This window comes from Klebsiella scottii (assembly GCF_036561945.1).
Taxonomy (GTDB): Bacteria; Pseudomonadota; Gammaproteobacteria; order Enterobacterales; family Enterobacteriaceae; genus Klebsiella; species Klebsiella scottii.
The window spans coordinates 286,529-298,247 of the sequence record NZ_JARXNI010000020.1 but is presented as its reverse complement, the minus strand read 5'-3'; the positions used below and the strand labels follow the sequence as shown (position 1 = coordinate 298,247).

The window sequence follows — 11,719 nt, the reverse complement described above, 5'->3', positions numbered from 1 at the left end:
CCAGCCCGAATCCTGCCAGTGCTCGCACAAAACGCATCGCGTTTTGAACGTCCGTAAGGACGGCCCCGTAGGGGTGAGCTTCGCGAATCATCCTCGCGCACTTTCGTACGCTGCGGTTGCTCTGCGCTGGCGGTCTCCGGTCTGACTTCGCCGATGACGCCTGTACCTCAGGAACAGATTTTCAACGAATTCTAAAATTCTTTTAGGGTTTGTCGGCCGGATAAGCGCAGCGCCATCCGGCAATCGCTCACCCGGCCAACAAACTCAACGCAATACCATCAGCAGCGCCAGCACGACAACCGCACCGATGCTCATTGACGCGACATACCAGCGTAAATAACCGTTCTCGCTTAGCAGCAGGCCTTTACCTGCAAAGCGGGAGAGGATAGCCGGAATGTTCATCATCGAGTTCAGCGGATCGCTTTTCAGCAGCCACGCCACGCCGAGGAACGGCTTCACGAACACCTTGTCGTACAGCCAGTCGAAGCCCCAGGCGTTGTACCACCAGGTGCCGAGCAGGCGGCCAGGGGCGCTATTGGCAATGGAGGTCACCAGCGTGCGTTTACCCAGCCACAGCCATGCGGCGATCAGGATACCGGCGATAGCCACAATCCCGGAGACGATTTCCAGCGTCATCACGCGGCCGTGCTCAAGCTCGGTGGTCTGCGGCAGCACGCCCTGCAGCGGCGGAACAATCAGCGCGCCAACGAAGGTCGACAGAATCAACAGAACAATCAGCGGCAGGTGATGGGTAATCCCCTTACCCGCGTGAGCGTGAATCTGCTCTTTGCCGTGGAACACGATGAAGATCATGCGGAAGGTGTACAGCGAGGTCATAAACGCGCCGACCAGACCGGCAACCATCAGGTTGATATGACCGTTAGCCATCGCGCCTGCGAGGATCTCATCCTTACTGAAGAAGCCTGCGGTGATGAGCGGCAGTGCGGACAGCGCCGCGCCCCCCACCAGGAAGCAGACGTACACCAGAGGAATCGATTTACGCAGACCGCCCATTTTGAAGATGTTCTGCTCGTGATGGCAGGCGAGGATCACCGAACCAGACGACAGGAACAGCAGCGCTTTAAAGAACGCGTGGGTCATCAGATGGAAAATCGCCGCGTCCCATGCCTGAACGCCCAGCGCCAGGAACATGTAGCCAATCTGACTCATCGTCGAGTAGGCCAGCACGCGTTTGATATCGGTCTGCACCAGCGCGGCGAAACCTGCCAGCACCAGCGTCACCGCACCAACGATACCCACCAGATGCAGAATTTCCGGCGTCATCAGGAACAGGCCGTGGGTACGGGCGATCAGGTAGACGCCCGCGGTAACCATCGTCGCGGCGTGGATCAGCGCGGAGACCGGCGTCGGGCCGGCCATCGCGTCCGCAAGCCAGGTCTGTAGCGGCAGCTGGGCAGATTTACCCACCGCGCCGCCCAGCAGCATCAGCGTCGCCCACGTCAGCATATTGTTGCCGGCTTCGAAGTGCGCGGGAGCCAGCTCAACCATTTCGCGGAAGTTCAGGGTACCCAGCTCGTTGTAGAGAATGAACAGCGCGAAGGCGAGGAACACGTCGCCGACGCGGGTCACCACAAACGCTTTCATGGCCGCAGCGCCGTTCTTCGGATCGGTATAGTAGAAACCGATCAGCAGATAGGAGCACAGGCCCACGCCTTCCCAGCCGAGGTACATCAGCAGCAGGTTATCGGCGAGTACCAGAACCACCATGCTGGCAATAAACAGGTTGGTGTAGGCGAAGAAGCGGGAGTAGCCCTCTTCCCCGCGCATGTACCAGGAAGCGAACATGTGGATCAGGAAACCAACGCCGGTGACCACGGAAAGCATGGTCAGGGAGAGACCATCCAGTACCAGGTTAAAACCGATGTTGAAATCGCCCACCGACATCCACGTCCACAGCGGGACGCCGATCGCCTGCCTGCCGTTAGCAAAGAAGTCCATCCCGACGAAGGCCGTGACCAGCGCGGCCAGGCCTACCGATCCCATTCCCACGGTGGCGGAGAGATTTTCCGACCAGCGCCCGCGGGAAAAGGCCAGCAGCACAAAGCCAATCAATGGCAAAAGAATGGTTAAGGAAAGCATGTTCATCCACGCAACTCACTTACTGAATCGATGTTCAGGTTCTGGCGGCGACGATGGAGCTGCAGCAGCAGCGCCAGACCGATACTCGCTTCCGCAGCCGCAAGGCTGATAGCGAGAATATACATTATCTGACCATCGGCCTGACCCCAGTAGCTTCCGGCAACCACGAAGGCCAACGCCGCGGCGTTGATCATGATCTCCAGGCTAATCAGCATAAACAGCAGATTGCGGCGAATCACCAGACCCGTCAGACCGAGAACAAACAGGATCGCGGCGAGGATCAGTCCATGTGTTAAGGGGATCATGCGTGCTCCTCCGTTTTTCTTTTATCGCTATCGTTCTGGCGGTTGCTCAGCACCTCACCGACGCGCTCTTCGCGGCCGATGTGGAAAGCAACAACCAGACCGGCCAGCAGCAGCATGGAGGCCAGCTCCACCGCCAGTACGTACGGGCCAAACAGCGCAATACCGACTTCTTTCGCGCTTATCGCGTTGCCTTCAATGCCCTGATCGTTAAGACCGAGGATGGCATAAACGATAACCGCCAGCAGCACCGCGGAAAGGATGGCCGGGCCGATCCAGATCCCCGGCTGCAGCCACTTACGCTCCTGCTCAATTTCGCTGCCGCCAAGGTTAAGCATCATCACCACGAAGACGAACAGCACCATGATGGCCCCGGCGTAAACGATGATTTCCAGCGCCCCGGCGAAGTACGCGCCCAGCGAGAAGAACACGCCAGCAATCGCTAACAGCGAAATAATCAGGTACAGCAGCGCGTGCACCGGATTGGTGTGGGTGATCACCCGCAGGGTTGCGAGGATGGCGATAAGGCCACAGATATAAAAAGCGAATTCCATTGCCCTCTCCTTACGGTAACAGGCTCTTGACGTCGATAGGCTTAGCTTCGTTCTCTGCTTCGCCCTTATCTTTGCCGTCGATTGCCATACCCGCCATCCGGTAGAAGTTATATTCCGGGTATTTGCCCGGACCGGAAATCAGCAGATCCTCTTTTTCGTACACCAGATCCTGACGCTTGTATTCACCCAGTTCGAAGTCCGGGGTCAACTGAATCGCCGTGGTTGGGCACGCTTCTTCGCACAGACCGCAGAAAATGCAGCGTGAGAAGTTGATGCGGAAAAACTCCGGGTACCAGCGGCCGTCTTTGGTCTCTGCTTTTTGCAAAGAGATACAGCCTACCGGACACGCTACCGCACACAGGTTACAGGCAACGCAGCGCTCTTCGCCGTCCGGGTCGCGCGTCAGCACGATACGGCCACGATAGCGCGGCGGCAGATATACCGGCTCTTCCGGGTACATCTGGGTTTCACGTTTGGCGAAGGCGTGCATCCCGATCATGCAGATACTGCGGACCTGGGTGCCGAACCCCACCAATAATTCTTTTAAGGTCATGGTCAATTCACCCCTTATTGCGCCTGCCAGAGAATGACAGCCGCCGTTACCAACAAGTTGATCAGCGTTAATGGCAGGCATACCTTCCAGCCAAAGGACATTACCTGGTCATAACGTGGACGCGGTAATGATGCGCGGATCAAAATGAACATCATCATGAAGAACGCGGTTTTCAGTGCGAACCAGATGAACGGAGGTAAGAATGGGCCATTCCAGCCGCCGAAGAACAGCGTGACGATCAGCGCCGATACGGTGACAATCCCGATATATTCACCCACGAAGAACAGACCGAACTTCATGCCGGAATATTCGATGTGGTAGCCATCGGCCAGTTCCTGCTCGGCTTCCGGTTGGTCGAAGGGGTGACGGTGACACACGGCCACGCCCGCAATCGCAAAGGTAACAAAACCGAAGAACTGCGGGATAACGTTCCACAGATGCGCCTGGTTGTTGACGATATCGCCCATATTGAACGATCCCGCCTGCGCCACCACGCCCATCAGGGAGAGGCCGAGGAACACTTCGTAGCTCAGAGTCTGCGCAGAGGCGCGCATCGCGCCCAGCAGCGAGTATTTGTTGTTACTCGACCAGCCGGCAAACAGCACCGCGTAGACCGCCAGGCCTGCCATCATCAGGAAGAACAGGATGCCGATGTTCAGGTCGGCCACCACCCACGACGGGCTGACCGGCACGATAGCGAAGGCCAGCAGCAGCGAGGTAAAGGCGATAACCGGCGCCAGAGTAAAGATCACGCGATCGGTAAAGCGCGGAACCCAGTCCTCTTTAAAGAACATTTTGATCATGTCGGCAACGAGCTGCAGCGAACCGCCCCAGCCCACGCGGTTAGGTCCATAGCGGTTCTGGAACAGCCCGAGCAGACGACGTTCGCCGAAGCTCATGAATGCGCCACAGGTGACAACCACCAGCAGAATGACCACCGCCTTCAGGATGCTTAACAGAATGTCGATGAGATCCGGAGTTAACCAACTCATGCTTTTGCCTCCTGCAGAGTATCAATACGCGCTCCGGTCAGAACCGGCGCAATGCCAGGCATGCCCATCGGTAGGCCAACCTGCCCTGCCGTCAGGCCCGCAGAGATAATCAGCGGCAGGCTAAGCATATGGCCTTCAACGCTGAAGGAGACCATCGCTCCCGCGTTGACGCCAAGCTTCGCGGCATCTTCCGGGTTAAGCTTGAGATACGGCTGCGGCATGCGGCTCTGGAACACCGGCGAGCGCTGCGAAAGCTCATCGCTGCCGAACAGATGGTAGTACGGCGCAATCCGCCATTTCCCTTCTTCGGCCTGGAAGCTTTCCGGCACCGTGGTGAAGTAATCCAGACCGTCGGCGGAAGCCTCAATCAGGCGCACGCCCGGATCGCCGTGGCGCAGTTTACCGCCCACTTCATCCTGGAATTTGTTCCACGCCTGCGGGGAGTTCCAGCCCGGAGCCCACGCAAACGGAATTTGCGAGCGTGGCGCGGACGGCTGGTTGTTCCCTTCCATCGAGAAGGCAAACATGGTGTCTTTGTCCTGCGGCTGGCGCGGTTCATGCACGCTGATATTGGCGCGCATCGCCGTGCGGCCGCTGTAGCGATGCGGTTCGCGGGCCAGCTTCTGACCGCGAATGCGGAAGGTCGCGTCCGGCGCGGCATCTTTAATGCCGGCCAGCTGCGGCAGCTTAGCCACCACCGCGTCAATCACGTGATCCAGCTGCGTCCAGTCAACCTGACGGTTGTCGACGGTGCTGTGCAGCGAATGCAGCCAGCGCCAGCTCTCCAGCATCACGGTATTCGCATCGTAGTAGGCCGGGTCGTAAACCTGGAAGAAGCGCTGGGCGCGGCCTTCGTTGTTGACCACCGTGCCGTCGCTTTCGGCGAAGCTTGCCGCAGAGAGCACCAGGTGCGCTTTGTCCATAATCGCCGTGCGCTGATGGTCAACGACCATCACCAGCGGCGCTTTAGCCAACGCGGCGTCTACGCGCGCGGCGGAAGCATGGCGATGCAGATCGTTTTCCAGCACGATAACCGCATCGGCGGCGCCGGTTTCCAGCTCGCTTAACGCCTCTTCCAGCGAACCGCCGCCAATCATGCCCAGACCGACGCTGTTCACCGCCCGGGCCACCATAGTGACTCCGACGTCTACGCCGCGGCCCTTCAGCGCTTTAGCCACGTTGGCCGCCGCCTGAATAATTTCGACGCTGCCGGCGTTGGTTCCGGAGACGATCAGCGGTTTCTTCGCCCCGGCCAGCGCCTGGACGATCACGTCGATTTTGCCCTGCAGATCTCTGCTCAGGCCTTCCACCGCCGGTGCGCTTTCATCCAGCGCATGCGCAATGGCGAAGCCCAGACGCGCCTGATCTTCAACCGGCGCGCGATAGGTCCATGCGGCGACATCGTCAAGACGGGTGTCATCGATATTGGTGACAAACAGCGGATGCTTCGCGCGCTGACCGATGTTGAGGATCGCGGCGATCTGCCAGTCGGCGACTTTCTGCGCCGCGGCCATTTCACGCGCTTTTCCTTTCACCGCCTGGCGTACGGCCAGAGCAATGCGGGCGCCGGTTTGGGTAATATCTTCCCCCAGCACCAGTACCGCATCGTAGGATTCGATTTCGCGCAGCGCCGGGGTATGAATACCGCCGTCGCGCAGCACCGTCAGCATCATCTGCAGACGTTCCTGCTCGGCTTTAGCGATGCCGGTATAGAAGTTCTCGGCGCCGACCAGCTCGCGCAGCGCAAAGTTGCTTTCGAGGCTGGCGCGCGGGGAGCCGATGCCGATCGCTTTTTTCGACTGGCGCAGAATATCCGCCGCACCCTGCATGGCCTGCTCGGCGTTGAGGGCGATCAGATCGTCGCCGCGGCGCTGAACCGGCTGACGCGGACGGTCTTTCAGGTTCACGTAGCCGTAGCCAAAACGACCGCGGTCACAGAGGAAGTAGCGGTTGACGGTGCCGTTATAGCGGTTTTCGATACGACGCAGTTCGCCGTAACGCTCACCCGGGCTGATGTTACAACCGATGGAGCACTGCTGGCAGATGCTTGGCGCAAACTGCATGTCCCATTTACGGTTGTAGCGCTCGGAGTGCGTTTTATCGGTGAATACGCCGGTCGGGCAGACTTCAACCAGGTTGCCGGAGAATTCGCTCTCCAGCACGCCGTCTTCCGGGCGACCGAAGTAGACGTTGTCGTGAGCGCCATAAACGCCCAGATCGGTGCCGTCAGCATAGTCTTTGTAGTAGCGTACGCAGCGGTAGCAGGCGATGCAGCGGTTCATTTCGTGCGAGATGAACGGCCCCAGATCCTGATTGCGGTGGGTGCGCTTGGTAAAGCGGTAGCGACGGAAGCTATGACCGGTCATCACGGTCATATCCTGCAGATGGCAGTTACCGCCCTCTTCGCAGACCGGACAGTCGTGCGGGTGGTTGGTCATCAGCCACTCAACCACGCTTTCGCGGAACTGCTTCGCTTCGCCGTCGTCAATGGAAATAAAAGTGCCGTCCGATGCCGGTGTCATACAGGACATCACCAGGCGACCACGCGTGTCTTCCGCGTTTTGATATTGCTTCACCGCACACTGGCGGCAAGCACCGACGCTGCCGAGCGCCGGGTGCCAGCAAAAGTATGGAATATCAAGACCGAGAGAGAGACAGGCCTCTAACAGGTTGTCCGCTCCGTTGACCTCGTATTCTTTGCCGTCTACATGAATCGTAGCCATTAGCATGCTTCCAAATTAAAAAAATCGTTACCACTTCCTCATTCAGACTGCCGCCTTGCTACAGCCTGAATGAGTTGTGGGAATCACCAGCGCGTCTTAAGCAGGTTCGGCTGAATCCCGTTGATAGCATGGGTATTACTGAACTGCTGCTTAATGCCTGCTTCGAATTCGTCGCGGAAATATTTAATGGCGCTCTGCAGCGGTTCGACCGCACCTGGCGCATGCGCACAGAAGGTTTTCCCCGGGCCCAGGAATCGACACAGTTGCTCAAGTGTCTCGATATCACCCGGTTGACCTTCACCGCGCTCCAGAGCACGCAGAATTTTCACGCTCCACGGCAGACCGTCGCGGCACGGCGTACACCAGCCGCAGGATTCGCGGGCGAAAAACTCTTCCAGGTTACGCACCAGCGACACCATATTGATCTCGTGGTCAACGGCCATCGCCAGCGACGTCCCCAGACGGCTTCCCGCTTTGCCAATACTTTCGAATTCCATCGGCAGATCAAGATGCGCTTCGGTCAGGAAGTCGGTTCCCGCGCCGCCCGGCTGCCAGGCCTTGAACTTCAGGCCGTCTCGCATGCCGCCGGCATAATCCTCAAGGATTTCGCGCGCGGTGGTACCAAACGGCAGCTCCCAGACGCCCGGATTTTTCACCCGGCCAGAGAAGCCCATCAGCTTGGTACCGGCATCTTTGCTGGTAGAAATGTTCTGATACCACTCGACGCCGTTGGCCATAATCGCCGGGACGTTACACAGGGTCTCAACGTTGTTGACGCAGGTTGGCTTACCCCAGACGCCGGAGCTCGCCGGGAACGGCGGCTTGGAGCGCGGGTTGGCGCGACGACCTTCGAGGGAGTTAATCAACGCGGTCTCTTCACCGCAGATGTAGCGCCCTGCCCCTGTGTGCACGAACAGTTCGAAATCGAAACCGGTGCCGAGAATGTTTTTGCCCAGCAGGCCGGCTTCGGTCGCTTCGGCAATGGCGCGGCGTAAATGGACCGCCGCTTCAATATATTCGCCGCGCAGGAAGATGTAGCCGCGGTACGCCTTCAGCGCAAACGCGGAGATCAGCATGCCTTCCACCAGCAGGTGCGGCAGCTGCTCCATCAGCAGGCGGTCTTTATAGGTGCCCGGCTCCATCTCATCGGCGTTACACAGCAGGTAACGGATGTTCATGGATTCGTCTTTCGGCATCAGGCTCCACTTCAGACCGGTGGAGAAGCCCGCGCCGCCGCGCCCTTTCAGACCGGCGTCTTTCACCTGGTTGACGATCTCATCCGGCGCCAGGCCCAGCAGCGCCTTACGGGCGCCCTCGTAGCCATTTTTGCTTTGATACTCATCCAGCCATACCGGCTGTTTGTCATCGCGCAGGCGCCAGGTTAGCGGATGCGTTTCGGGAGTTCGGATAACGTTTTTCATTTATACCGCTCCAGCAAATCAGGAATTCCTTCCGGCGTCAGATGACTGTGGGTGTCTTCATCAATCATCATGCTTGGGCCTTTATCACAGTTACCCAGACAGCAGGTTGGTAACAGGGTAAAGCGGCCATCAAACGTAGTCTGACCCGGCTTGATATTCAGCTTTTGCTCAAGTGCCGCCTGAATCCCCTGATAGCCGGTGATGTGACACACCACGCTGTCGCAGTAGCGAATAACGTGACGGCCAACCGGCTGACGGAAGATCTGGCTGTAGAAGGTCGCAACGCCTTCGACATCGCTGGCCGGGATCTCCAGTACGTCAGCGATCGCATAGATCGCGCCGTCCGGCACCCAGCCACGCTGTTTCTGAACGATCTTCAGCGCTTCAATGGACGCCGCACGCGGGTCTTCGTAGTGGTGCTTCTCGTGCTCAATTGCCTCACGCTCTGCCGCACTCAGCTCAAAAGCCTCGGTTTGTGGTTGTTGATTTTCGTGCATAATTAGCGGTCCACGTCTGACATAACAAAATCGATACTACCCAGATATACGATAAGATCGGATACCAGGCTGCCGCGAATCGCCGCCGGAATCTGCTGCAGGTGCGCATAGCTCGGCGTACGGATACGGGTGCGATAGCTCATGGTGCTGCCGTCGCTGGTCAGGTAGTAACTGTTAATACCCTTCGTCGCTTCAACCATCTGGAAGGATTCGTTGGCCGGCATCACCGGACCCCAGGAAACCTGCAGGAAGTGCGTGATCAGGGTTTCGATATGCTGCAGCGTGCGCTCTTTCGGCGGCGGCGTGGTCAGCGGATGATCCGCCTTGAACGGCCCTTCCGGCATATTATCGAGACACTGCTGAAGGATGCGTAGGCTCTGGCGCAGCTCTTCTACTTTCAACATCACGCGGGTGTAGCAGTCGGAAACGCCGCCGCCGGTCGGGATTTCAAAGTCGAAGTTTTCATAGCCTGAATATGGACGCCATTTACGCACGTCGAAACCAATGCCGGTCGCGCGCAGGCCAGCGCCGGTGGTTCCCCACTCCAGCGCCTCTTTCGCATTGTAGGCGGCCACCCCTTTCGAACGGCCAATCAGAATGCTGTTGCGCAGCGCGGCCTTTTCGTAGGAATCCAGACGCTTAGGCATCCACTCAAGGAATTCGCGCAGCAGGCGATCCCAGCCGCGCGGCAGGTCATGCGCGACGCCGCCGATTCGGAACCACGCCGGGTGCATACGGAAACCGGTGATGGCTTCGACCAGATCGTAGATTTTCTGTCGATCGGTAAAGGCAAAGAACACCGGCGTCATGGCGCCGACGTCCTGAATAAAGGTGGAGATGTACAGCAGGTGGCTGTTGATACGGAACAACTCTGAGAGCATCACGCGAATCACGTTGACGCGATCCGGCACGGTGATACCCGCCAGTTTTTCTACCGCCAGCACGTACGGCATCTCATTGACGCAGCCGCCGAGATATTCGATACGGTCGGTATAGGGAATGTAGCTGTGCCACGACTGACGCTCGCCCATCTTTTCAGCACCGCGGTGGTGGTAGCCGATGTCCGGAACGCAGTCGACGATCTCTTCGCCATCGAGCTGCAGAACGATACGGAAAGCACCGTGGGCAGACGGGTGGTTCGGGCCGAGGTTGAGGAACATAAAGTCCTCGTTTTCGGTTCCGCGCTTCATGCCCCACTCTTCCGGTTTGAAGGTCAGCGCTTCCATTTCCAGATCCTGCTTGGCTTTTGTCAGCTCAAACGGGTCGAATTCGGTGGCGCGTGCCGGATAGTCTTTACGCAGCGGATGGCCTTCCCAGGTCGGCGGCATCATGATGCGCGTCAGGTGCGGGTGGCCTTCGATATCAATGCCAAACATTTCCCACGTTTCACGCTCATACCAGTTGGCGTTAGGGAACAGTTTGGTAAATGTCGGAACGCGCAGATCGTTTTCAGATAATGCTACCTTGAGCATGATATCGCGATTGCGTTCAATGGAAATCAGGTGATAGAAAACGGAAAAATCCGCGGCGGGTAGCCCGTCACGGTGGGTACGCAGACGTTCGTCCATACCGTGCAGATCGAACAGCATGACGTAAGGTTTCGGTAATTTCTTCAGGAAATCACCCACCTCCAGCAGCTGTTCGCGCTTGACCCAAACTACCGGTACGCCGGTACGGGTTGGCTGAACGGTAAAGGCATCCGGGCCAAAACGATTGCGCAGTTCGCCGATCACCGGGTCATCAAGGTGATCGCGGGTTTGCCAGGCTGGTGCGGCGTCATGCGCGTTTAAATCGGTCATATTGTTCACCATTGCAAAAGGTCCGTGGTGACTGCCGGGCGGGCTTCGCGCTGTTGTAGATTGATTTGCGAAGTATTATGCCGCCGCCCGCAGGCGCAAATTAAATCTCGTCCGGAGTCCGCAGATTGGTCACTGCAATGCGTTCGCCGCGTTTACGCTCACGTTCCGACTGCATGTTGGCGCGATAAACGCCCTGATCGCCAACCACCCACGAGAGAGGACGGCGCTCTTTACCAATAGATTCCTGCAGCAGCATCAGCGCCTGCATATACGCTTCCGGACGCGGCGGACAGCCCGGGATGTAAACATCAACCGGAATAAATTTATCTACGCCCTGCACAACAGAATAAATATCGTACATACCGCCGGAGTTGGCACATGCCCCCATGGAAATAACCCATTTCGGCTCCAGCATCTGATCGTAAAGACGCTGAATAACCGGTGCCATCTTGGTGAAGCAGGTACCCGCAACCACCATCAGGTCAGCCTGACGAGGAGAGGCACGCAGAACTTCTGCGCCAAAACGCGCTACGTCATGCACCGCAGTGAATGACGTCACCATTTCTACATAGCAGCAAGAAAGGCCGAAGTTGTAGGGCCAGATTGAGTTCTTACGACCCCAGTTCACCATGTCATGCAGCGCGTGTTCGAGTTTCCCCATATACACGCTTTTGTTAACTTCTTGCTCCAGGGGGTCGGTTACGATCTCCTGTTTTTGCAGGGGGTAACGGTCGTTCTCACCGTTGGGATCTATGCGGGTGAGCGTATAATCCATCTT

Annotated in this window: 10 protein-coding genes; all 10 read right to left on the bottom strand. The window is 57.9% G+C overall.

Features of this window, described 5'->3' with window-relative positions:
- Positions 1-264: 264 nt before the first annotated feature.
- The 10 genes from nuoL to nuoB all read right to left on the bottom strand — a co-directional run bounded on the left by nuoL (position 265) and on the right by nuoB (position 11,716).
- Complete coding sequence (gene nuoL / locus QFI97_RS09240; protein ID WP_095100578.1) at positions 265-2,106, bottom strand: NADH-quinone oxidoreductase subunit L; 1,842 nt, start codon at positions 2,104-2,106, stop codon at positions 265-267.
- Positions 2,103-2,405: an NADH-quinone oxidoreductase subunit NuoK gene (nuoK, locus tag QFI97_RS09235; protein WP_002913148.1), complete on the bottom strand. Its 303-nt coding sequence runs from the start codon at positions 2,403-2,405 to the stop codon at positions 2,103-2,105. Before nuoK ends, nuoL begins: the two co-directional genes overlap by 4 nt.
- Entirely contained in the window at positions 2,402-2,956 is a 555-nt protein-coding gene (gene nuoJ / locus QFI97_RS09230) for an NADH-quinone oxidoreductase subunit J (RefSeq protein ID WP_346430974.1), read from the bottom strand. Before nuoJ ends, nuoK begins: the two co-directional genes overlap by 4 nt.
- 10 nt (positions 2,957-2,966) lie before the next feature.
- Positions 2,967-3,509: an NADH-quinone oxidoreductase subunit NuoI gene (nuoI, locus tag QFI97_RS09225; RefSeq protein ID WP_015365590.1), complete on the bottom strand. Its 543-nt coding sequence runs from the start codon at positions 3,507-3,509 to the stop codon at positions 2,967-2,969.
- Positions 3,510-3,523: 14 nt separating this feature from the next.
- Positions 3,524-4,501 carry an NADH-quinone oxidoreductase subunit NuoH gene (gene nuoH / locus QFI97_RS09220; RefSeq protein ID WP_041146559.1) on the bottom strand — a complete coding sequence of 326 codons (978 nt, stop codon included), beginning with the start codon at positions 4,499-4,501 and terminating at the stop codon, positions 3,524-3,526.
- Positions 4,498-7,224, bottom strand: a complete 2,727-nt coding sequence (nuoG, locus tag QFI97_RS09215; protein ID WP_346430973.1) for an NADH-quinone oxidoreductase subunit NuoG — start codon at positions 7,222-7,224, stop codon at positions 4,498-4,500. Before nuoG ends, nuoH begins: the two co-directional genes overlap by 4 nt.
- An 83-nt stretch (positions 7,225-7,307) precedes the next feature.
- Positions 7,308-8,645 (bottom strand): NADH-quinone oxidoreductase subunit NuoF, encoded by a 1,338-nt coding sequence (gene nuoF, locus QFI97_RS09210; RefSeq protein ID WP_095100572.1) that lies wholly within the window; start codon positions 8,643-8,645, stop codon positions 7,308-7,310.
- Positions 8,642-9,142: an NADH-quinone oxidoreductase subunit NuoE gene (nuoE, locus tag QFI97_RS09205; RefSeq protein WP_041146562.1), complete on the bottom strand. Its 501-nt coding sequence runs from the start codon at positions 9,140-9,142 to the stop codon at positions 8,642-8,644. The genes nuoF and nuoE overlap by 4 nt, the downstream gene beginning before the upstream one ends.
- Positions 9,143-9,144: 2 nt before the next feature.
- Complete coding sequence (nuoC, locus tag QFI97_RS09200; protein ID WP_095100570.1) at positions 9,145-10,953, bottom strand: NADH-quinone oxidoreductase subunit C/D; 1,809 nt, start codon at positions 10,951-10,953, stop codon at positions 9,145-9,147.
- Between the two features lie 88 nt (positions 10,954-11,041).
- The gene (nuoB, locus tag QFI97_RS09195) at positions 11,042-11,716 is read right to left on the bottom strand and encodes an NADH-quinone oxidoreductase subunit NuoB (RefSeq protein WP_002913178.1); all 675 of its coding nucleotides are present in this window, start codon (positions 11,714-11,716) and stop codon (positions 11,042-11,044) included.
- Between the last annotated feature and the right edge of the window lie 3 nt (positions 11,717-11,719).

What these genes read in the sequence shown, in the direction of transcription:
- nuoL (WP_095100578.1), bottom strand. Translation starts at nt 2,106, where the DNA reads ATGAACATGCTTTCCTTAACCATTCTTTTGCCATTGATTGGCTTTGTG.
- nuoK (WP_002913148.1), bottom strand. Translation starts at nt 2,405, where the DNA reads ATGATCCCCTTAACACATGGACTGATCCTCGCCGCGATCCTGTTTGTT.
- nuoJ (WP_346430974.1), bottom strand. Translation starts at nt 2,956, where the DNA reads ATGGAATTCGCTTTTTATATCTGTGGCCTTATCGCCATCCTCGCAACC.
- nuoI (WP_015365590.1), bottom strand. Translation starts at nt 3,509, where the DNA reads ATGACCTTAAAAGAATTATTGGTGGGGTTCGGCACCCAGGTCCGCAGT.
- nuoH (WP_041146559.1), bottom strand. Translation starts at nt 4,501, where the DNA reads ATGAGTTGGTTAACTCCGGATCTCATCGACATTCTGTTAAGCATCCTG.
- nuoG (WP_346430973.1), bottom strand. Translation starts at nt 7,224, where the DNA reads ATGGCTACGATTCATGTAGACGGCAAAGAATACGAGGTCAACGGAGCG.
- nuoF (WP_095100572.1), bottom strand. Translation starts at nt 8,645, where the DNA reads ATGAAAAACGTTATCCGAACTCCCGAAACGCATCCGCTAACCTGGCGC.
- nuoE (WP_041146562.1), bottom strand. Translation starts at nt 9,142, where the DNA reads ATGCACGAAAATCAACAACCACAAACCGAGGCTTTTGAGCTGAGTGCG.
- nuoC (WP_095100570.1), bottom strand. Translation starts at nt 10,953, where the DNA reads ATGGTGAACAATATGACCGATTTAAACGCGCATGACGCCGCACCAGCC.
- nuoB (WP_002913178.1), bottom strand. Translation starts at nt 11,716, where the DNA reads ATGGATTATACGCTCACCCGCATAGATCCCAACGGTGAGAACGACCGT.